This window comes from Rhodococcus aetherivorans (genome assembly GCF_025722975.1).
GTDB lineage: Bacteria > Actinomycetota > Actinomycetes > Mycobacteriales > Mycobacteriaceae > Rhodococcus > Rhodococcus aetherivorans.
Map to the genome: position 1 here is coordinate 5,697,211 of NZ_CP106982.1, position 19,922 is coordinate 5,717,132.

19 protein-coding genes and 1 tRNA gene are annotated in these 19,922 nt (G+C 69.6%); 10 read left to right on the forward strand and 10 right to left on the reverse strand.

Annotation, left to right across the window (positions count from 1 at the left end; translation table 11 throughout):
- Positions 1 to 165: a Sp36 family protein gene (locus OCS65_RS26080; RefSeq protein ID WP_006945567.1), complete on the reverse strand. Its 165-nt coding sequence runs from the start codon at positions 163 to 165 to the stop codon at positions 1 to 3.
- A gap of 42 nt (positions 166 to 207) precedes the next feature.
- On the opposite strand from OCS65_RS26080, the gene bagA reads away from it, so the two are divergent.
- Complete coding sequence (gene bagA, locus OCS65_RS26085; protein WP_006945568.1) at positions 208 to 1,221, forward strand: ATPase BagA; 1,014 nt, start codon at positions 208 to 210, stop codon at positions 1,219 to 1,221.
- Positions 1,218 to 2,357: an ATPase BagB gene (gene bagB, locus OCS65_RS26090; protein WP_006945569.1), complete on the forward strand. Its 1,140-nt coding sequence runs from the start codon at positions 1,218 to 1,220 to the stop codon at positions 2,355 to 2,357. Before bagA ends, bagB begins: the two co-directional genes overlap by 4 nt.
- A gap of 25 nt (positions 2,358 to 2,382) precedes the next feature.
- Here the strand turns inward: bagB and OCS65_RS26095 are convergent, their stop codons facing one another.
- Positions 2,383 to 2,706, reverse strand: coding sequence for a WhiB family transcriptional regulator (locus OCS65_RS26095; protein WP_026137870.1), 324 nt, complete (start codon positions 2,704 to 2,706; stop codon positions 2,383 to 2,385).
- Between the two features lie 301 nt (positions 2,707 to 3,007).
- Here OCS65_RS26095 and OCS65_RS26100 point away from each other — a divergent pair, with 301 nt between their 5' ends.
- The gene (locus OCS65_RS26100; RefSeq protein ID WP_029547209.1) at positions 3,008 to 5,359 is read left to right on the forward strand and encodes a penicillin-binding protein; all 2,352 of its coding nucleotides are present in this window, start codon (positions 3,008 to 3,010) and stop codon (positions 5,357 to 5,359) included.
- Between the two features lie 43 nt (positions 5,360 to 5,402).
- Here OCS65_RS26100 and OCS65_RS26105 read toward each other — a convergent pair whose 3' ends face one another.
- Positions 5,403 to 5,879, reverse strand: a complete 477-nt coding sequence (locus tag OCS65_RS26105; RefSeq protein ID WP_006945572.1) for a GatB/YqeY domain-containing protein — start codon at positions 5,877 to 5,879, stop codon at positions 5,403 to 5,405.
- Between the two features lie 65 nt (positions 5,880 to 5,944).
- Between OCS65_RS26105 and OCS65_RS26110 the strand changes: the two genes are divergently transcribed.
- From OCS65_RS26110 to OCS65_RS26120, 3 genes are all read left to right on the forward strand, one after another.
- Complete coding sequence (locus tag OCS65_RS26110; protein WP_006945573.1) at positions 5,945 to 6,898, forward strand: metallophosphoesterase; 954 nt, start codon at positions 5,945 to 5,947, stop codon at positions 6,896 to 6,898.
- Between the two features lie 54 nt (positions 6,899 to 6,952).
- Positions 6,953 to 7,026, forward strand: a tRNA-Pro gene (locus OCS65_RS26115).
- Positions 7,027 to 7,222: 196 nt separating this feature from the next.
- The gene (locus tag OCS65_RS26120; protein WP_006945575.1) at positions 7,223 to 7,693 is read left to right on the forward strand and encodes a DUF5994 family protein; all 471 of its coding nucleotides are present in this window, start codon (positions 7,223 to 7,225) and stop codon (positions 7,691 to 7,693) included.
- Positions 7,694 to 7,713: 20 nt separating this feature from the next.
- Here OCS65_RS26120 and OCS65_RS26125 read toward each other — a convergent pair whose 3' ends face one another.
- On the reverse strand, positions 7,714 to 8,436 hold the full coding sequence (locus OCS65_RS26125; RefSeq protein WP_006945577.1) for a TetR/AcrR family transcriptional regulator C-terminal domain-containing protein: 723 nt from the start codon (positions 8,434 to 8,436) through the stop codon (positions 7,714 to 7,716).
- A 114-nt stretch (positions 8,437 to 8,550) separates the two neighbouring features.
- Here OCS65_RS26125 and OCS65_RS26130 point away from each other — a divergent pair, with 114 nt between their 5' ends.
- From OCS65_RS26130 to OCS65_RS26140, 3 genes are all read left to right on the forward strand, one after another.
- Positions 8,551 to 8,679, forward strand: a complete 129-nt coding sequence (locus OCS65_RS26130) for a hypothetical protein (protein WP_006945579.1) — start codon at positions 8,551 to 8,553, stop codon at positions 8,677 to 8,679.
- Between the two features lie 66 nt (positions 8,680 to 8,745).
- Positions 8,746 to 9,987: a fatty acid desaturase family protein gene (locus OCS65_RS26135; protein ID WP_006945580.1), complete on the forward strand. Its 1,242-nt coding sequence runs from the start codon at positions 8,746 to 8,748 to the stop codon at positions 9,985 to 9,987.
- A 51-nt stretch (positions 9,988 to 10,038) separates the two neighbouring features.
- Positions 10,039 to 11,058 (forward strand): ABC transporter substrate-binding protein, encoded by a 1,020-nt coding sequence (locus OCS65_RS26140; RefSeq protein ID WP_006945587.1) that lies wholly within the window; start codon positions 10,039 to 10,041, stop codon positions 11,056 to 11,058.
- Between the two features lie 12 nt (positions 11,059 to 11,070).
- On the opposite strand, the gene OCS65_RS26145 is transcribed toward OCS65_RS26140, so the two are convergent.
- The 3 genes from OCS65_RS26145 to OCS65_RS26155 all read right to left on the reverse strand — a co-directional run bounded on the left by OCS65_RS26145 (position 11,071) and on the right by OCS65_RS26155 (position 15,276).
- A complete protein-coding gene (locus OCS65_RS26145) occupies positions 11,071 to 11,835 on the reverse strand; it encodes a maleylpyruvate isomerase family mycothiol-dependent enzyme (protein ID WP_065923090.1) in 765 nt (254 codons plus the stop codon).
- 65 nt (positions 11,836 to 11,900) lie between these two features.
- Complete coding sequence (locus tag OCS65_RS26150) at positions 11,901 to 13,352, reverse strand: family 43 glycosylhydrolase (RefSeq protein ID WP_006945624.1); 1,452 nt, start codon at positions 13,350 to 13,352, stop codon at positions 11,901 to 11,903.
- 139 nt (positions 13,353 to 13,491) lie between these two features.
- The gene (locus OCS65_RS26155; RefSeq protein ID WP_006945626.1) at positions 13,492 to 15,276 is read right to left on the reverse strand and encodes a cholesterol oxidase substrate-binding domain-containing protein; all 1,785 of its coding nucleotides are present in this window, start codon (positions 15,274 to 15,276) and stop codon (positions 13,492 to 13,494) included.
- 291 nt (positions 15,277 to 15,567) lie between these two features.
- Here OCS65_RS26155 and OCS65_RS26160 point away from each other — a divergent pair, with 291 nt between their 5' ends.
- On the forward strand, positions 15,568 to 16,698 hold the full coding sequence (locus OCS65_RS26160) for an LLM class flavin-dependent oxidoreductase (RefSeq protein ID WP_006945628.1): 1,131 nt from the start codon (positions 15,568 to 15,570) through the stop codon (positions 16,696 to 16,698).
- 14 nt (positions 16,699 to 16,712) lie between these two features.
- Here OCS65_RS26160 and OCS65_RS26165 read toward each other — a convergent pair whose 3' ends face one another.
- From OCS65_RS26165 to OCS65_RS26175, 3 genes are all read right to left on the reverse strand, one after another.
- Positions 16,713 to 17,507, reverse strand: coding sequence for a metal-dependent hydrolase (locus OCS65_RS26165; RefSeq protein ID WP_006945629.1), 795 nt, complete (start codon positions 17,505 to 17,507; stop codon positions 16,713 to 16,715).
- A gap of 143 nt (positions 17,508 to 17,650) precedes the next feature.
- The gene (locus OCS65_RS26170) at positions 17,651 to 18,124 is read right to left on the reverse strand and encodes a Dps family protein (RefSeq protein ID WP_006945630.1); all 474 of its coding nucleotides are present in this window, start codon (positions 18,122 to 18,124) and stop codon (positions 17,651 to 17,653) included.
- Positions 18,125 to 18,422: 298 nt separating this feature from the next.
- Positions 18,423 to 19,883, reverse strand: a complete 1,461-nt coding sequence (locus OCS65_RS26175; RefSeq protein WP_263508111.1) for a catalase — start codon at positions 19,881 to 19,883, stop codon at positions 18,423 to 18,425.
- Positions 19,884 to 19,922: the final 39 nt, after the last annotated feature.

The following is a 19,922-nucleotide window of genomic DNA, read 5'->3' on the forward strand; positions in this document are numbered from 1 at the left end:
TCAGCCCTTCGGGCGCTTGAGGTAGGCGACGTGCTGCTCGCCGGTGGGTCCCGGGAGCACCGACACGAGTTCCCAGCCGTCGGCTCCCCACGTGTCCAGGATCTGCTTCGTGGCATGGGTCAGCAGGGGCACCGTCGCGTACTCCCACGTTGTCAATTCGCTCATGTCTCGACCCTATATGCGCACCGGACTTATAGGCTCGACGTCGTGGCATCAACGACTGCTGAACACGACGTCTGGCCGGCGACGGCCGCGCAGGCGCGGCTGCACTTCGTCTCGGGCAAGGGCGGTACCGGTAAGTCGACCGTCGCGGGGGCGCTGGCCCTGGCCCTGGCGGCGGGCGGCCGCAAGGTGCTGCTCGTAGAGGTCGAGGGACGGCAGGGCATCGCGCAGCTGTTCGACGTGCCGCCGCTTCCGCCGGTCGAGACCAAGATCGCCACGACGGACAGCGGCGGCGCCGTGTATGCCCTCGCCATCGACATCGAGACGGCCTTCCTCGAGTACCTGGACATGTTCTACAACCTCGGGTTCGCGGGACGGGCGATGCGCCGGATCGGTGCGATCGAGTTCGCGACCACGCTGGCGCCGGGCCTGCGGGACGTGATCCTCACCGGCAAGATCAAGGAGACCGTGGTGCGTACCGACCGCACCGGCGAACCCGTGTACGACGTGGTCGTGGTGGACTCCCCGCCGACGGGACGCATCGGCAGCTTCCTCGACGTGACCAAGGCGATGGCCGACCTTGCCAAGTCGGGTCCGATCCGGTCGCAGAGCGAGGGTGTGGTGCGGCTGCTGCACTCCGACGAGACGATGGTCCACCTGGTCACGCTGCTCGAGGCGCTGCCGGTCCAGGAGACCGCCGACGCGGTGGCCGAGCTGCTCGCGGCGGACCTGCGGCTGGGCACGGTGATCGTCAACCGCACCGCCCCCGACTTCCTGCCCGAGGAGATGGTCGACGAGGCCGCCGCCGGCCGGATCGACGCGGAGGCGGTACGCGAGGGGCTCGACCGAGCCGGGGTCGCCCTCGGCGACGAGGACTTCGCGGGTCTGCTGACCGAGACGATCGAGTACGCATCCACCCTGCAGGCGCAGCAGGTCAGCGCCGCCCAACTCGACGAGGTGAACGTGGCACGAATGCATCTGCCCGCGCTGGCGGACGGCGTGGATCTCGGCGGGCTGTACGAACTCGCCGAGCAGCTCGGCGAACAGGGCGTGCGGTGACCGCGCCGCGGGCGCACCACGCGCCCCCGCTCGACGTCCGATCCATCCTCGCCGACCCCTCGTCGCGCATCATCGTGTGCACCGGCGCGGGCGGGGTCGGCAAGACGACGACCGCGGCGGCGCTGGCCCTGCGTGCGGCCGAGCAGGGCCGCAACGTCGTGGTGCTGACGATCGATCCGGCTCGGCGGCTGGCACAGGCGCTGGGCGTGCAGGCCCTCGACAACAGCCCGCAACTCGTGCAGCTGGGGCCGGACGCGAAGGGCGAGCTGCACGCGATGATGCTGAACATGCGCCGCACCTTCGACGACATGGTGCTCGAGCACTCGGCACCGGAGAAGGCGCAGCAGATCCTCGACAACCCCTTCTACCAGACGGTGGCCTCGTCGTTCTCCGGCACGCAGGAGTACATGGCGATGGAGAAGCTCGGGCAGCTCGCGGCGAGCGACACGTGGGATCTGATCGTGGTCGACACCCCGCCGTCGCGGAACGCGCTGGACTTCCTCGATGCACCGCAGCGGCTCGGGGCGTTCCTGGACGGCCGGATGATCCGGTTGTTCACCGCGCCGGGCCGCGGGCTCGGGCGGCTGGTCACGGGCGCGATGGGCCTGGCCCTGAAGGCGGTCTCCACGATCGTCGGCAGCCAGATGCTCTCGGATGCCTCGGCTTTCGTGCAGTCACTCGATTCGATGTTCGGCGGGTTCCGGGAGCGGGCCAACCGCACGTACCAGTTGCTGCAGCAGCCGGGCACCCACTTCATGGTGGTGGCCGCGGCCGAACCGGATGCGCTGCGCGAGGCGTCGTTCTTCGTCGAGCGGCTCTCCGAGGACCGCATGCCGCTCGCGGGTCTGATCCTCAACCGCACGCATCCCACGCTGTGCCCGCTGCCGGCCGACCACGCCCTGACCGCGGCGGATCTGCTCGAGGAGCAGGGACGGAAGGAGACCGCGCCGGCCGAGGCCGTGCTCCGGGTCCATGCCCACCGGGCGGTGACGGCGAAGCGGGAGCTGCGGCTGCTGGCCCGGTTCACGAGTGCGCACCCGCGGGTTCCGGTCGTCGGCGTGCCGTCGCTGCCGTTCGAGGTCTCGGACCTCGACGGGCTGCGCGCCGTCGCGGATCAGATGACCCGCGAGGCGTAACCTCGCGGGTCTCGGGGGTGCGCGGTCAGACGGCGTTCTGGTGCTGACGCTGCGCTTCGAAGAAGTCGGCCCAGGAGTCGACTTCGGGGTGCTGCTTGAGCAGCGCCCGGCGCTGACGTTCGGTCATCCCGCCCCACACGCCGAATTCGACGCGGTTGTCGAGGGCGTCGGCGCCGCACTGCAGCATCACCGGGCAGTGCCGGCAGATGACTGCGGCCTTGCGCTGGGCGGCGCCGCGGACGAACAACTGATCGGGGTCCACTTCACGGCATCGGGCTTTCGATACCCATGCGATGCGTGCTTCTGCTTGGTCTACGTCGAGCCGGGCCATCGGGGTGGTCATGTGCATTCAGTTGCCCCTTACTCTCCGAACGCCGTGTCACGGGGTCCTGGAAGGCGCGCAGAATCGGCGGCGTAGCACGACGGATCTGCACCACATTCCTATTCAGGTGTTATCTGCATCACACTGAGGACTCAATCTAGGTAAAGACTTCCCCGGATGCAAGGCGGAGAAACACTTTTCTGGTACGCCCGTGCATCACTGCACGTCGGAGGGCTTTTGCCAGCGCAACGCACACACGGGAACGCGTGCGCCGGGTTCTGCGCCCCGGGGTGGCACGTACTGTGTAGACGTGTCGATCGGAAAAACGGTGGCGAAGCTCGCAGGATGCACGGCACTGGGCGGAGTCCTGCTGGCCGGTGTGATGTTCCCGGCGGCCGGAGGCTTCGGCTACGTGTCGAACCGCGCCGCGGACACGGTGGACAACAGTTCCGCCGAACTCGTCGAGGGTGTGGTGCCGGCGGTCACCACGATGACCGATGCGGCGGGTACCCCCATCGCCTGGCTCTACGACCAGCGCCGGTTCGAGGTGCCGAGCGACCAGATCTCCAACGAGATGAAACTCGCCATCGTCTCCATCGAGGACAAGCGCTTCGCCGAACACCAGGGCGTGGACTGGCAGGGCACGATCCGCGCCTTCCTCACCAACACCACCAGCGGTCAGGTCGAGCAGGGCGCGTCCACGATCGACCAGCAGTACGTGAAGAACTACCTGCTCCACGTGGTCGCCAAGACCGACGCCGAGCGGCGCGCGGCGATCGAGACGACGCCCGCGCGCAAGATCCGGGAGATCCGGATGGCGCTGACGCTCGACGACGAGCTGACCAAGGACGAGATCCTCACCCGCTACCTGAACCTCGTGCCGTTCGGGAACGGGTCCTTCGGCGTGCAGGACGCCGCCCAGACGTACTTCGGCATCGACGCGAAGGATCTGAACGTCACCCAGTCCGCGATGCTCGCCGGCATGGTGCAGTCCAGCTCCGCGCTGAACCCGTACACCAATCCGGACGGCGTGCTGGCGCGACGCAACGTCGTGCTCGACACGATGATCCAGAACATCCCCGAGCGCGCCGCCGAGATCCGGGCCGCGAAGGAGCAGCCGCTCGGCGTCCTGCCCGAGCCGAAGACCCTGCCGCGCGGCTGCATCGCGGCGGGCGACCGCGGGTTCTTCTGTGAGTACGCCCTGCAATACCTGGCCGAGGCCGGGTTGTCGCGCGAGCAGATCGACAAGGGCGGGTACCTGATCCGCACCACGCTCGACCCCGAGATCCAGGGCTCGGTCAAATCGTCGCTGGACAGGTTCACCAGCCCGACCGTCGATGACGTCGCGACGGTGATGAACGTGATCCGGCCCGGGGAGGATTCGCACCGCGTCCTGGCGATGGGGTCGAGCCGCGTGTACGGCCTCGACGGCGGGGCCTCGCAGACGGTGCAGCCGCAGCCGTACTCGCTGACCGGTCACGGCGCCGGCTCGGTGTTCAAGATCTTCACCGTCGCGGCGGCGATGGAGAAGGGCCTCGGCACCAGCGCCGTGCTGGACGTGCCGTCCCGCTACAACGCCCGCGGCCTCGGCGACGGCGGCGCCCCCGGATGCCCGCCGGCCACCTACTGCGTCGAGAACGCCGCACCGTACCCGGCGAAGCTGTCGGTGCCGGACGCGCTCGCACAGTCCCCCAACACCGCCTTCGTCAAGCTGATCGAGGCCACCGGTGTGGACGCGGTCGTCGACATGTCGGTGCGGCTGGGCCTGCGCTCGTACGCGCAGCCCAACACGTCCGGCTTCGGCGAGCAGAGCATGGTCGACATGCAGAAGGCCCAGCACCTCGGCTCGTTCACGCTCGGCCCCACCTGGGTGAACCCGCTGGAGCTGTCGAACGTCGCCGCCACGCTGGCCTCGCACGGCAAGTGGTGCCCGCCGACGCCGATCGACGCCGTGTTCGACCGCGACGGCAAGCCCGTGCCGATCACCCAGCAGGCGTGCGAGCAGGTCGTCGAACCGGGGCTGGCCGACACCCTCGCCACCGCCCTGAGCAAGGACACCGCGGGCGGTGGTACGGCGTCCGGTGCGGCCGGATCGGTGGGCTGGAACCTGCCGGTGGCGGCGAAGACCGGAACGACCGAGTCGCACATGTCGTCGGCGTTCGTCGGGTTCACGAACAACCTGGCCGGGGCGGTCTACACCTACGGCGACTCCCCCACGCCGGGGCAGATCTGCAGCGGACCCGTGCGCCCGTGCTCCGACGGCAATCTGTTCGGCGGCACCGAGCCGGCCCGCACCTGGTTCACGGCACTGCTGCCCGTCGCGAACAAGTTCGGGCCCACCGAGTTGCCGCCCGCGGACCAGAAGTACGTGCGCGGCGCCGGCAATGCCCAGGTGCCCAACGTCGTGGGTCTGAACCGTCAGCAGGCGAGCCAACGGCTGATCGACGCCGGCTTCCAGGTGACGGAGACGACGGTCAAGGCGGAGGGCCGCAGCGGCACCGTCGCCTCGGTCTCCCCGTCGGGGTCGGCCGTCCCGGGGTCCACGGTGACGATCTTCGTCAGCGACGGCTCGGTGCGCGCCGCGCCACCGAGCCCGAGCGCGACCCCCGGCCGACCGACCGAGAGCCAGGTGCCGGACACGACGGTGCCGGCCGCGCCGGCACCCATCCCGGGACGATGACCGTCACCCGTCCGGTCGCGCGACGACCGGACGGGGTCTTCGGCTACAGGCGCGACTTGACGGCGGCGGACAGGCGCTTGCCGTCGGCCTTCCCGGCGGCGATCGCGGTCGCGGCCTTCATGACCTGACCCATCTGCCGCGGCCCGGGCCGCTCCCCGATCTCCTCGGCGACCTGCGCGATGGCGGTATCCGCGACGTCGGCCAGTTCGGCGTCGGTGAGCGGCGTCGGCAGGTACTCGTCGATGATGCGGGCCTCGGCGTGCTCCTTGGCCGCCAGTTCGCCGCGACCGTTCTCGGTATACACCTCGGCAGCCTCGCCGCGCTTCTTCGCCTCGCGCGCGAGCACCGTCACGACGTCCTCGTCGGTGAGCTCGCGCGCCTGCTTGCCGGCGACCTCCTCGGTCTGGATCGCGGCAAGCAGCATGCGCAGCGTGGTGATCCGCAGCGGATCCTTGTCCTTCATCGCGGCCGTGAGGTCGGCGCGGAGCGTGGACTTGAGCGAGGACGTGGTGTCGGACATGCCTCGACGCTACGCGGCGCCCCGCGAACCCGTGCGCGGACGAGCCCCGGCGGTACGCTGGAGACGTGCCAGACGTTCCCACTCTTCGACGTGCCGCGATCGGCGCGGCCGGTGCCGCCGCCCTGGGCCTCGGCTACGCGACGCTCATCGAGCGCAACGCCTTCGCCCTGCGGGAGGTGACCCTCCCGGTCCTTGCGCCGGACGCCTCGACGCTGCGCGTGCTGCACCTGAGCGACATCCACATGACGCCCGGGCAGCGGCTCAAGCAGAACTGGCTCCGCGAACTCGATCGCCTCGAACCCGACCTCGTGGTCAACACCGGCGACAACCTTGCGCATCCGAAGGCTGTGCCCGCCGTCGTGCAGGCGCTCGGCGGTCTGCTCGCCCGGCCGGGGCTGTTCGTCTTCGGCAGCAACGACTACTTCGGGCCCCGGGTGAAGAACCCGCTGAAGTACTTCGACCGCGACCACGAGCGCGTACACGGCGTGCCGCTGCCCTGGAGCGATCTGCGCGCCGCGTTCAGCGAGCGCGGCTGGCTCGACGTCACGCACGTGCACCGCGAACTCGAGATCGCCGGGGTGCGCATCAGCGCGGCCGGTGTCGACGACCCGCACATCGACCGGGACCGGTACGACACCGTCGCGGGTCCGGCGAACCCGGCGGCGGATCTGCGGCTGGGCCTGGCCCACTCCCCCGAGCCGCGCGTGCTGGACCGGTTCGCGGACGACGGCTACGACCTCGTGCTGGCGGGCCACACCCACGGGGGCCAACTGTGCCTGCCGCTGGTCGGCGCGCTGGTGACCAATTGCGGGCTGGACCGGTCGCGGGTCAAGGGCGTGTCGCGCTGGGGCTCGCACATGCGGTTGCACGTGTCGGCGGGCATCGGCACGTCGCCGACGGCCCCCGCCCGGTTCTGGTGCCGGCCCGAGGCGACGCTGCTGACGCTGATCCCGGCCCCCCGCGAGCAGGCTCGCAGCACCGCGGACGCGGGCACCCGGAGCACGTTTTCACCGCACTGACCAGGCGATTTAACCGTCACCCCGATCGTGCTGTAAGCTAACCGAGGTTCGAAACGGGGTGTGGCGCAGCTTGGTAGCGCGCTTCGTTCGGGACGAAGAGGTCGTGGGTTCGAATCCCGCCACCCCGACTCGTGAAGGACCTGACCGGGGCCCCTTCTCCATCCGGAGAAGGGGCCCCGGTCCCGTTCTCCGGGTCTCGGCACGACGCGCCCGACGCGATCGTGAAGTACGGTGAGCAGACCGGCACGTTCCCCGCCTCGAGCGCCCGGCTCGACGCCTCCCGGTGACAAGTCGGCCTCCTCGAGGCCGCGCAAGGAGCGTCTCATGACGCACAACCACGCCATCACCCACAGCAACGGGAATCGCTCCGGCCCGCCCGAGCGCCCCGTACCGTCGCACCGCCCCCCTGCTCGATTTCCCACCCCGACCCAGACTCCCCGCTTCCTGCTCCGGCCGAACTCGGCACCACCGTCCCCGATCGACGGCTCGTGGTTCCCCTGGACCGCGAACCTCACCGATGAGCTGGACGACCTGATCTCCGCGCTCACCCTGCGACTCGGCCCCGTTGCCCGGGTCTGCTTCGACTGGAACGCCCTGCAGATATCGCGAAAGCGAATCGACGAGTTCGACCTCGACTCCGGCGGTATCGCACTGCGCGAGCCGGCACCCGGACAACCACCGCACACGATGTACTTCCTCGGATGCAACGGCACCCAACTCGTGCTGGTACTCCTGTCCCCCGACACCGAACCGGATCACGCCTACGGCATCATGCGCACGCTGGCGGATTCGTAGGTCCGGCCGGCGCCGGCGGCTCATCCGGACGGCCGGCCGCCCCCGGAGTCCAGAGTTGCCCTCAGGCCGGAGAAGAAGAGGTCGAGGCCGCGTTCGAATTCGGCGGCGCCGTCGTAGGAGGCCAGTATCGGCGCGAGACTGCGCAGGAGGGGGAATTCGTCGATCGGCAGGCGATGCAGTCCCAGGCGGAGCAGGTCGTCGGACTCCTCGGGCTGCTCGACGAGTTCCTGCAGCTCGTCGAGGACGTGACCGTGGAGGAATCCGAACAAGGCCCGGTAGACGTGTAACGCCTCGGCCGCGGAGAATCCGGCCCGGGTGAGCAAGGTCAGGATGCCTTCGAGCGGACGCAGCGTGCCGAGCGGCCGCAGTGCGAGGGGTGTGGACAGGGGGCGGGTGACCAGCAACGGAACCACGTGCGGGTGGTCGAGGGCAAGTTGCCGGAAATCCCTTGCAACCGTGCGTAGTTGATCTTCCCAGTCGCCGTCGCGGGGGTCGACGACCAGTTGCTCGAGGACGATTTCGGCGACTCCGTCGAGGAGGGCGGCCTTGTTCGGCGCGTGACGGTAGAGGGTCATCGGATCCCGGCCGAGAGCCTTGCCGAGGCGGCGCATCGAAAGCCCCTCGACGCCGTCGCGATCGATGATCGCGAGCGCAGACGCAAGGATCAATTCCCGGGCTCGAGTGTTCCTGCCGGACCTGCCGTCGTCGAATCCGATCGAGCGGCCCGCAGGAACCTTCGGCATCACGGACTCCTCTCCGTTCGCCTCCACTGTAGCCCTATGCTGTAGGTCTACAGTGTTGACACCTCGAGTGCTGCGGGTGTTGACTGGGTCTACACCCCAGGCCTGGAGGCCGCCATGATCGACGTTCTGCGACCGAACCCCCTGCTCGCTGCCGTGATCGTCGGGCCCGGAGGGCCGAGCGACAGCGAGCGGGCACCCGACTCCACGGAGTACGCCGTGGCAAGCCGCCGCAACCACTACTGATTCAGTCCTGCCGTGCGGGGCCGAATCCGGCATCGCACGTTGCGGACTCGATACGGAAAGAACACGATGGCGATCTCCGACATCAAGGAATATGCGCACCTCACCGCGGAAGACGTCGAGGCGCTGAGCACCGAGCTGAACGGGATCCGCCGGGACGTCACCGAGTCGCTCGGCGCGGCGGACGCCGCCTACATCCGGCGCACGATCGCATTCCAACGTGCGCTGGATGTCGCTGCGCGGTTGATGATATGCGCCAGCAAGGCGCCGGCCGGGTGGGCGCTGGGGGTGACGGCCCTCGCCGGGGCCAAGATCGTGGAGAACATGGAGATCGGCCACAACGTCTCGCACGGGCAATGGGACTGGATGAACGACCCGGAGATCCACTCCACCACGTGGGAATGGGACATGGCCGGGCTCTCCTCACAGTGGCGGTACTCCCACAACTACCGCCACCACGTCTTCAACAACGTCGTCGGCATGGACGACGACCTCGGCTTCGGCGTCATCCGGATCACCCGCGACCAGCCTTGGCATCCGGGCAATCTGGCGCAACCGCTGCGAAACCTGCTGTTGGCAACCACATTCGAGTGGGGAATCGCACTGCACGGTCTGCACTCCGTGAACGAGCACGCCGGCAGCGCGGCCGAGAAGACCGACCACAACCGGGCACTGCTGGGAAAGGTTGTCCGCCAATCACTCAAGGACTACCTGGTCTTCCCCGCCCTCAGCGGTCGTCGCTGGCGGCGCACCCTGACGGCCGGCCTGGCCGCGAATCTGCTCCGGAACCTGTGGTCGTACGTGGTGATCTTCTGCGGGCACTTTCCGGACGGCGCCGAGAAGTTCACCCTCGTCGAGCTCGAGCGCGAGACAAGGGCGGAATGGTATCTCCGGCAGATGCTCGGAAGCGCCAATTTCCACGCCGGCCCGGTGATGGCCTTCATGAGCGGTAACCTCTGCTACCAGATCGAGCATCACCTGTTCCCGGACCTGCCCAGCAACCGCTACGCAGAGATCTCCACGAAGGTCCGGGCGCTGTGCGAGAAGTACGATCTGCCGTACACCACCGGCTCGCTCGTCCGGCAGTACCTTCTGACGCTGCGCACGATCCACAAGCTCGCTCTGCCTGATCGATTCCTGCGCGCGACCTCCGATGACGCCCCGGAAACCGCCTCCGAACTGAAGTTCCGCTCCCCGACTACCGCGCCGGCCGTTCCGCCGGCAGTCCCGCGACCCGGCCGTCGGGCAGTTCTGCGGACCCTGCACATCGACCGGCGCAACCGCCGGCGAGGGACCCCGACAACGGGTTGATCCTCCGGGGGTGGGGCCACGGAGGATATGAGGCAAGGATAGCCTGCCCTCATGCACAAGCTCAGACACCTCGGCCGCCTCACCGCCGCGGCCCTGCTCGTCACCTTCACCGTCGCGGCGTGCGGCGGCGCGGCCGAGTCGACCCGCGACACCGGCTCCGGCAACACCGACGTGGCCACCGGCGGCCGGCTGTTCGCCACCGCCGACGAGGAGACGGCGAAGCTCGGCAGCGACGCGGAACCCGGCCGGTTCCCCCGCGTGGTCACCCACGCTCTCGGCGAGACGGAGATCGCGGCCAAGCCGCAGCGCGTCGTCGTGCTCGACGGCGGCGAACTCGACGACGTCCTCTCCCTCGGCCTCACACCCGTGGGCCTCGCGAGTCCCGAGGGCGCGGCGGAGCAGCCGTCGTACCTCGCGGACCGGCTCGCCGGTGTGGCCGACGTGGGCACGATCAACAACCTCGATCTCGAGGCCATCGGCGCGCTGCGGCCGGATCTGATTGTCGGCAGCAAGCTCCGCGCGGACAAGATGTACCCGCAGCTGTCCGCCATCGCCCCGACCGTGTTCTCGATCCGACCCGGTTTCCCGTGGAAGGAGAATTTCCTGCTCGTCGCGGACGCGCTGGGCGAGGAGGAGAAGGCCGAGTCCGTCCTCAACGCCTACCAGAGCCGCGCCGACGAGGTGCGGGACTCGATTCAGGGCGATCCGAGCATCTCGCTCGTGCGGTTCATGTCCGGCAAGATCCGCCTGTACGGGAACCTCTCGTTCATCGGCGTCATCCTGCAGGACGTCGGGCTGCGACGTCCGCCGGTCCAGGACATCGAGGAACTTGCGGCCGAGGTCAGCCCGGAAACGATCACGGAGGCGGACGGCGACCGGATCTTCTACTCGAGCTACGGCAGGGAAACCGACGAGGCGGCGGTCGTCGGCGGCCCGCTGTGGTCGAGCCTCACAGCCGTGCAGCAGGGGCGCGCCGTCGCGGTGAGCGACGAGACGTGGTTCCTCGCACTCGGCCCGACCGGCGCGATGCTCGTTCTCGACGACCTCGAGCGATTGCTCGCACGGCAGTAACCGAGATCGGCGTCAGATCGTCACCTCGTCGCGCCAACAGGTCAGCAGCGCGGCGTCACCGAACACGTCGAATCGATCGAGGGACGCCCGGTTCCACAGGAGGAGCAGCAGATCCGACGCCGGCCCGCGGACCGCGACGTCCCCCTCGGCGTGGGTGTGGACGACGGAAGGTTCGTCGGCATCGAAGGTGATCAACCATTCGCCCTCGCCGGCGGCGAGGGCGGGGTCGGTCGCATGCAGGTGCATCGTCTTCCCCGACCCGGCCGGCGACCCGGCACTCCCCGCCCCACCGAGGGCCCCCGCGCCGCCGAGGGCACGGAACGGGAGCAGCACCCCGAAGAGTTCGTCGATGCCCTCGACGGCCAGCGCGGTGTCGACGGGCGTGGTGCCCTCGCCCGCGGCGAGTTCGGCGTCGATCCGGTGCAGCGCAGTCTCGACCGCCATGCGACGGACCCAGAACGAAGCCGGTTGCGGTCCGGCGAAGGTCTGCTCGTCGACCTGCGGATCGGCCGATTGCACGGCCTCCGTCAGCTCCTCGAGTCCGTCCCGCACCCATGCGACGACGGCGGCCCCGGCCGGAGCCGGGGGGATCTCGGTGCGACCGCCGGTGCGCAACCAGCCCGCCGCGTTCCGGTGCACTCGGCCGACGTGCCCGAGAAGCCGTTCGACGGACCAGCGCGGGCAGGTCGGGACCGGCCGGTCGAGCCGGCCTTCGCCGGCGGCGAGCAGCCGCTCGGTGTCTGCGCGCAACAGCGCCGGATAGGAGGCTCGATCCATCCCTCGATTATGGGTGGCTCCCCCGTCTCGCCGAAGCCCCGGCGCGCCGGGGTGGGACCACGCGGTCAGCGGGCCGTCTCGCGCACTCGCAGTGTCACCACGTCGAGGGACTCGCCGACGTCCGAGAGCCCGTCGGATTTGCGGGCGGTGACGGCACCGAACTCGACCGTCTCCACACCGTGGGTGCCGGCGAAGGCGTACAGGCCGTAGGTGCCGTTCGCCGCACTGTCGCTCACCGTGAAGGCGATTCGCTCCTCGCGGGTCTCCCCCGGCGCCAGATCGACGTCGATCGGGCCCAGGACCGGTTCGCCTTCCTCGCCGTTCGGACGGACCGCGCTGCCCCACACCTGACCCGTGTAGGGCGCGTCGCCGGGTGCTTCGACGAGCATGGTGGCTTCGATCACCCCGCCCGAGGCGGGCAGCGTCGTGGCCGTGTCGGCCGTGAGCGAGACGCGCACGGGAAGATCCGTCCGGGGAACGTCGGGGCGGGTCGACGACGGGGACCCGTCGCCGATCTCCGGCCAGCCGTTGGCCCACACGATCCGGTCGATCATGCCCTCCCGTCGCTGGGCACCGCTGGGAAGCTGGAGATCGTCGCGGGGAATCGCGTGGTAGACGATCCAGTCGTCGCCGGCGTCGTCGGTCACCACCGTGTTGTGCCCGGGTCCCGCCCACGGATCACTGCCGGCCAGGATGAGCGCGCCGCCACCGCCGTCGAGGTCGTCACCCTTGCGGTCGACGTACGGGCCGGTCAACGACTCGGACCGGCCGACGAGCACCCGGTAGGCGGTGTCTGCGCCGTTGCAGCAGTGGCCGGAGGAGAGGAACAGGTAGTAGTAGCCGTCGCGGTATTCGACGTGCGGCCCCTCGAAGCGTTCGTCCGCGACCCGGACCGGTTCGCCTGCGGGCGCGGTTCCGTCCGCGGCGAGCGGGATGGCGTAGACGCCCTTGAAGTTCCCGACGAACATCGTCTTCGTCGTGCCGTCGTCCCACACGAACGGATCGATCGTGCCCTGGACGCCGACGTCCTCGGCACAGAACACGGGGCGGCCCAGGTCGGTCCACGGGCCGGCCGGTCCGGGTGCGGTGGCGAGGCCGATGCACGGATTCGCCCCGTCCGGCAGCGCGTAGTAGAGGCTGTACCCGGTGTCCGACTCGATCACGTGGGGAGCCCAGACGTAGTTGTTCGCCGGATGCCATCCGGGAATCTCGGAGAACACGTCGTCGACGTACATCCAGTCCGTGAGGTCGAAGGACTTGAAGACGGACATCCCCCGCAGTCCCCGGCCGTCGCCCCAGTCGTCGCCCGTGGTGTACATGTAGTACGCCCCGTCGGGCGCCCGCACGATGCTGGGGTCGGCCGCGACGGGCTCGACGATCGGGTTCGCCGCGGCGGGTGGCGCCGGCGCGATCAGGAAGGCGAGCAGCGACATCGCGGCCGCGACGGATCCACGGCGGACGTGGCGTCGAGCCGCGTGGTGACCGCCCGCCTTCTTCCCCGTCTCGAACTTCCGCACGTCGCTCCCACCGTCGACTCACATGGAACGGGGCAAATGTATACGGATGTGACCGGTGTGGGAGTTGTGAAAGGCGCAAGCGGCCGGATCGAAACCGAACCGTGCCCTCGGACCGTACCGGAACCCCCTCCCATGGCCCCTACACCGGCGGCAGCAGCCGGTCCAGGAAACCGTTGCTGAACACCCGGTGCGGATCGTGCCGATCGAACGCCGCGCGCGCCGCGTCCCAGCCCTCGTCGGCGGACAGTCCGGTGCGGTACATCGCCGGGATCGTCTCGCCGAGGAACCGCGAATCCCGGTGCCCCCCCTGCTCGTCGAACGCCCAGCCCTTCGACCACTCGGACCGGAAGGCGGCGTAGTCACCGGAGTAGTGGTCGGCCATCCACTGCTCCATCTCCCGGAAGAACGCGGACTGCCCCGCGGTGCCGGGAATGGAGACGACGTTCATCCAGATGGCAGTGTCCCAGTCGGGCCGGTCGGGACGGGGACGCACGGCCGACAGATTCGGCGCTCCGGCCGAATCGACGAGCACCTCCGACTGGTCGTCGACGGTGCACAGTCGCACCTCGAACGGCATGTTGACCGGATACTGCCCGAGCGAGGCGTAGTGGGTCATCCGCTCGTGCAGCCAGGTGGTGAACTCGTGGACGACGCGGGCGATGTTCGCGCGCCGCGTGACGACCACCCCACCGCCGGCGATGACGCGCAGCGTGGTGGCCCGCAGGTAGAACAGCAGGTCCTTCGACCAGCCCCACAGGTCGGCGGTGCCGGTGGCGGCGAGACCGGCGGCGACGGCCCCGAACTGGCCGGCACCGAAGGCCGGGGTGGCAGCCTGCATCCCGCTCGCCACCCGGCCGAGAGGGGTGGTGACCTCCTCGGGGATGCTGTCGGAGAAGAAGTAGTTGTACGGGCCGTGCACCTCGCGCGCGGTCGGTGGCTTCTCGGGGCACACCGACCAGATCTTCAGCCACGGCGTCTCGGTGAAGGGGAACCAGATCGCCTCGACGCGGCCGGACTCCTCGACGAACCGCTCGAAGGTACGGCCCGGGGAACCGGGCGGGGCGAACAGTTCCTGCCACGGCACGTCGGTGAAACTCTGGCAGCGCAGCCGGTAGTTGGCCCCGGCCTGCAGGGTCACCGAGGTGACGAAGCTGCGGCCCAGGTGGGCGAGCAGGGGCGTGATCTCGGGTTCGGACCGACGGAACTCACGCAGTTCGTAGGCGCCGGCGGCGGCGTTCCACACGACGGCGGTGAGGGCGACGACGAGGTTCGACAGTGAGCCGAACGACTGGCCGGGGAGCGCACGCTCCCCGGCGGCCGGATAGGTGGCGCCGTGCGCGCCGATCGACAGCGCGCCCGCGATGGTGATGTCGCCGATCGCGGGGGCATTGGCCCAGCCGAGGCCGTGCTGTTCGAGCGCGGCGAGGATCGACTCGATGCTCGCACCCGCGCCGGCGGTGACGGTGGCGGGTGTTCCCGCGGGATCGACGGTGACGGCGTTCAGGTGCACCATCGTGTCGATCAGCACGATCTTCTCGACGCTCTCGCCGGGCACGACGGTCAGCGGGCTCCAGCTGTGCATGGTGCCGCGCGGCCGGACGCGGTAACCGTGGGCGCGGGCCCAGTCGGCGATGCGCACGACGTCGTGCGCATCGCGTGCGGTGGCGGTCCACACCGCGTCGAAGCGGATCGTCCGGGCCCAGTTCTCGAAGCGCTGCTGGGCCAGCGGGATGTCTGCGGGGAACTCCGGCGGTGCCGGAATGGTGGCGCGCGGATCGCCGGCCGGGACCGCACCGGCGGGGGTCCAGGCGAGGCCGGTCAGTGCGACGGCACCGGCGGCACCGGCGGCGCCGAGGAGGGCTCGTCGGCTGAGGGTCGTGGTCGAGGCGGGGTCGCCGTCCGTCCGGGCGTCGCGGGGGTCCACCGGGCTGGGCTCCGATCTGGGAAGAGGCAGAAACAGAGCAAAAATAGAACAAGTTCTCTTTCGATGCCAGTGGTTCCGTAATGCGCCGCCGAACCGGCTGAACGCCGCCGTCCACGACCGGAGCGAGGACGTAGGACCCTAGCCCCGCACCCGGTCACGGGCAGACAGTGGCAAGTGCCGTTGCACGGCGGCGACAGCGTGCCGTTGCACGGCGGCGACAGAGTGCCGTTGCACGGCGGCGTCAGAGCACCGCCGGCCGCCGGTGAACGGACAGGCCCGGAAGGGAACGCCATGACGTCCACCACGATCGATACCGGCATGTACACCTCGTCCAACCCACCGTGGCGCGAGGTGCGGGTCATCACGGCGCTGGCGAGGTATGGCGGGCTGACGTCGCTGTTCGTCTGGGACCATTTCCAGGAGTTCTTCCCGACCGCCCTGTGGGACAGGACCTTCACCCGCTTCAGCGACCAGGTGTCGAGTCCGCACGAGGTGTTCGACTACCAGACCCTGCTCGGGGCACTGGCGGCCCCTGCGGGGAGGATGCGGCTCGGGGTGGCAGTGAGCGAGCCGATCCGGCGCCACCCGGTGCTGCTCGCTCAGGCCGCCCTGACCCTGGCGCATCTGACCAAGCGCGCGCCGATCCTCGGCCTGGGCTGCGGGGAGCGGATGAACATCGACCCGTACGGGTTGTCGCAGGCCCACCCGGTCGACCGACTCGCCGAAGCCGTGCAGATCGTCCGCCGCTGCTTCGACTCGCACGGCCCGTTCGACTTCCACGGCACGCACTTCCACCTGGACGGGGCGGTGATGGACCTGCAGGCCCCACCCGGGCGCACCCCGGAGATCTGGATCGCCGCCCACGGACCTCGGATGCTGCAGTTGACCGGGCGCTACGGCGACGGGTGGCTGCCGATGACCATCGCACTGCGCACCCCGGACGAGTACGGGGCGAAACTGGCGCGCATCCGTACCGCCGCCACCGAGGCCGGTCGCGACCCCGACCGGATCGTGCCGGCGTTGGTGGCCTACATCCTCGTCGCCCCCACACAGAAGCGGGCGCAGGCGATGCTGCACAGCCGGATGATGCGGTACTGGACGCTGCTGTTCTCCGCCGAGCACTGGGCTGCGGCCGGCGCGGTACATCCCTTCGGGCCGGAGTTCCGCGGCTCGGTCGACGTGATCCCGGAACGCTACGACCGGGCCCGGTGGGAGGAGGCGCTCGCGGCGGTGCCCCCGGAGGTCACCGAATACGGATTCCTCGTCGGCACACCGGGCCGGATCACCGCGCGGTTGCGGGAGTTCGGGGAGGCCGGGCTGCGGCATGTGGTGCTCGTCCCCACGTCGGCCTACCTGTCGCTGCAGGACTGGGCGTACACAGTGCCCGCCGTGTATCGCATCGCCGCGTCGCTGCGCAGGTGAGCACCCTCGAGGACCTACACGCCGACGGCCTCCCGCAGGAGTTCCGGCGCGCCGTCGATCGACCACACCGCCATCGCGAACGCGGCGATCGTCAGCCCTGGACCGAGGATCGCCAGCTCGAAGGCGCCGCCGGCGCGGATGGCAAGGAACCCGGGCATCTTGATCTCCCACCAGCGCTCGCCGCGCCACGGCAGGAACGGCGCGAGGAACGGTATGCCCTCCTTGGTGACGGCGTCGCCCAGGCAGTGCGTCGCGCATCCCAGCGCCACTGCCACCCCGAGGCCCACCGAACCGACCTCTCCGGGGAACCAGTTCCACATGAGCACCGACAGCACCGCCGAGGTCGCGGTCACCACGAGCCAGCCGTTGCGCTTGGCCCATCCGTCCGCGAGCCCGCGCAGCGCCAGGCCGAGCGTGACGAACAGGACGGCGACGACCGCGACCCGGTCGAACCGGGCGACAAGCGTCGACACCCCCGCCCCCAGCAGGCCCGCGAACAGGGCCGTGTGCGTCAGCGTGCGATGCCCGCCGCGACGGCTGCGGTCGCGGCGGCCCTTGGTGAGCGTGTAGTAACCGAGCGAGAGGTTGTCGATGCCGCGCGCCGCGACCTGACTCACCGGCCCGAAGGACCGCGCCACCGTCGACTGGGGCGTGTCGAGATCCGGCAGGAGGGCCGAACCGGCGCAGACCGCGGCGAACGCGAACGTCTCGGCCGTGGATGTGGGCCCGCCCCACTCGCGGGGCAGCACGTCGGCGACGAGGAGGCCGACCAGCGCCCCGGACACCGCGTGGGTGGGACCCATGACCATCGCTGCAGGCACCTTTCGATCGAAGAACGAACCGATGCCAACGTAGCAATCACATCCGACACTTCAGTAACACAGGTGTTCGATCGCCCGGCGCACACGAAGGGCCACCCGCGGGAACGGGTGGCCCTCTCGCACTCGACGGCTCAGGCGAGCTGCGCCTGCCACATCCAGTGCGCCTGCTCGAGGCCGGCGGTCTGGGCGATGAGCAGGTCCTGCGTGACCGGGTCGGCCTCGTCCGTCGCCGCGATGCGCTCGCGCAGGCGTCCGATGACGGCCGCGAGGTTGTCGGTGATCGCCGCGACGACCTGCTCGTCCTTGGTCCAGCCCGCGCCGAAACCCGTGGTGCCGGAGTCCTGGGCGACGGTGGTGGCCCGTCCGTCCGGGCTGACGCCGATCGCCGTGAGGCGCTCCGCCACCTCGTCGGTGTAGGTGCGGGCGGCCGTGACGATCTCGTCCAGCGCGAGATGCAGGCTGCGGAACTGCGGGCCGACGACGTTCCAGTGCGCCTGCTTGGCGATCAGGCTCAGGTCGATCATGTCGACGAGGGTGCCCTGCAGAGCGTCCCCGGCGACCTTCTGCTGGTCCGGGCTCAACGTGCTGGTGATCGGTCCGGTCATGATCCGAGCTCCTATCCGTGTCGATGTGCCTCCCGGCGGCGACGGACGTCGCGCGCCGGCCGTGCTTCGGACATATCTCCCCCGCTTCAACGCTCGACGCGGTGACCGAGTTCCGCGCGGCCGCAGGCAACGAAGTGGATACGGGGCCCCTTCGGCCCGGAGTGTCCGTGGCAGCCGCGGCCGCGCGGGCGGATGATGGAGGAAGAATCCGTATCGAGGGAGGACAGAGTGATGCAGACGGTCATCGTGTGGATACTGGCCACCCTCCTCTACTGGTGGGGCATTCTCTGACGGGAGGTCAGGCCCGGCCCGCCCGCACGCCCTCCTCGACCTTCTTGCCGAGGTCGGCGTCGACGTTCGACCAGTATTCGAAGATCCGCTCGTACAACGCCGCCGCGGTCCCCCCGAGGATGTGGCCGACGATGTTGCCCACCAGCCGCTCACGGGCCGCGTCGTCGAGCACCTCGCGGACCAGCGTGCCGGCCTGACCGAAGTCGTCGTCCTCGGCATGCCGGACGTAGCCGGCCCGCACCGCCTCGGTGCCGAACTCCCACAAACCTTCGTCGCCGGCGGCCTGCGGGTCGGCGTGCGGGCCGCCGAAGCTGTTCGGCGCATACACCGGGGCGCCCGGGTCGTTGAACGAGTACCGCATGGCGCCGTCCTTGGAATACGAGTTCACCTCGTTCCTCGGCGCGTTGACCGGCAGCTGCGCGTGGTTCGCGCCGATGCGGTAGCGGTGCGCGTCGGCGTAGGAGAACACGCGGCCGAGCAGCATCTTGTCCGGCGACAGGCCGATGCCCGGCACGATGTTCGACGGCGCGAACGCGGCCTGCTCGATCTCGGCGAAGAAGTTGCGCGGATTGCGATTCAGCGTCCAGGTGCCGACCTCGATCAGCGGATAGTCGCGCTGCGACCACACCTTGGTCAGGTCGAACGGGTTGAAGCGATACCCCTCCGCCTCGGCCACCGGCATGATCTGCACCTTCAGCGTCCAGCTGGGGAACTCGCCCCGCTCGATCGCGTCGTGGAGGTCGGCGCGGTGGTAGTCGGGGTCGGTGCCGGCGAGGCGGTCGGCCTCGGCCTGCGTGAGGAATTCGATGCCCTGGTTCGTCTTGAAGTGGTACTTGACCCAGAACCGCTCTCCGGCGGCGTTGACCCACTGGTAGGTATGGGAGCCGAAACCGTCCATGTGGCGCCAGGTTCGGGGGATGCCCCGGTCACCCATCAGCCACGTCACCTGGTGGGCGCTCTCGGGTCGCAGCGTCCAGAAGTCCCACTGCATGGTGTGGTCGCGCAGACCCGAACCGGGTAGCCGCTTCTGGGAGTGGATGAAGTCGGGGAACTTGATCGGGTCCTTGACGAAGAACACCGGGGTGTTGTTGCCGACGAGGTCGTAGTTGCCGTCCTCGGTGTAGAACTTCACCGCGAAACCGCGCGGGTCGCGCCACGTGTCGGGGCTGCCCTGCTCCCCGGCGACCGTCGAGAAACGCACGAGGGATTCGGTTTTCGCGCCCGGCTGGAACAGCTTGGCCTTGGTGTAGGCACTGACGTCGCCCGTGACGACGAGTTCGCCGAACGCGCCGCCGCCCTTGGCGTGCACGACACGCTCCGGGACCCGTTCGCGGTTGAAGTGGGCGAGCTTCTCGATCAGGTAGTGGTCGTGCAGCAGTACCGGGCCCTGCGTTCCTGCGGTGAGCGATTCGTCGTCGCTCGCGACCGGAATGCCGACGTTGTTGGTGGTGGGGCAAGGATTCGTCACGGTGATCCTCCTCTGGAAGGGTGCACGCTCCGCGCCACG

Bases quoted from the DNA above. Each gene is read 5' to 3' on its own strand.
- OCS65_RS26145 (WP_065923090.1), bottom strand. From the start codon at position 11,835: ATGGATCGAGCCTCCTATCCGGCGCTGTTGCGCGCAGACACCGAGCGG.
- OCS65_RS26160 (WP_006945628.1), top strand. From the start codon at position 15,568: ATGACGTCCACCACGATCGATACCGGCATGTACACCTCGTCCAACCCA.
- OCS65_RS26140 (WP_006945587.1), top strand. From the start codon at position 10,039: ATGCACAAGCTCAGACACCTCGGCCGCCTCACCGCCGCGGCCCTGCTC.
- OCS65_RS26130 (WP_006945579.1), top strand. From the start codon at position 8,551: ATGATCGACGTTCTGCGACCGAACCCCCTGCTCGCTGCCGTGATCGTC.
- OCS65_RS26170 (WP_006945630.1), bottom strand. From the start codon at position 18,124: ATGACCGGACCGATCACCAGCACGTTGAGCCCGGACCAGCAGAAGGTC.
- OCS65_RS26120 (WP_006945575.1), top strand. From the start codon at position 7,223: ATGACGCACAACCACGCCATCACCCACAGCAACGGGAATCGCTCCGGC.
- OCS65_RS26095 (WP_026137870.1), bottom strand. From the start codon at position 2,706: ATGCACATGACCACCCCGATGGCCCGGCTCGACGTAGACCAAGCAGAA.
- OCS65_RS26125 (WP_006945577.1), bottom strand. From the start codon at position 8,436: ATGCCGAAGGTTCCTGCGGGCCGCTCGATCGGATTCGACGACGGCAGG.
- OCS65_RS26135 (WP_006945580.1), top strand. From the start codon at position 8,746: ATGGCGATCTCCGACATCAAGGAATATGCGCACCTCACCGCGGAAGAC.
- OCS65_RS26105 (WP_006945572.1), bottom strand. From the start codon at position 5,879: ATGTCCGACACCACGTCCTCGCTCAAGTCCACGCTCCGCGCCGACCTC.
- OCS65_RS26165 (WP_006945629.1), bottom strand. From the start codon at position 17,507: ATGGTCATGGGTCCCACCCACGCGGTGTCCGGGGCGCTGGTCGGCCTC.
- OCS65_RS26080 (WP_006945567.1), bottom strand. From the start codon at position 165: ATGAGCGAATTGACAACGTGGGAGTACGCGACGGTGCCCCTGCTGACC.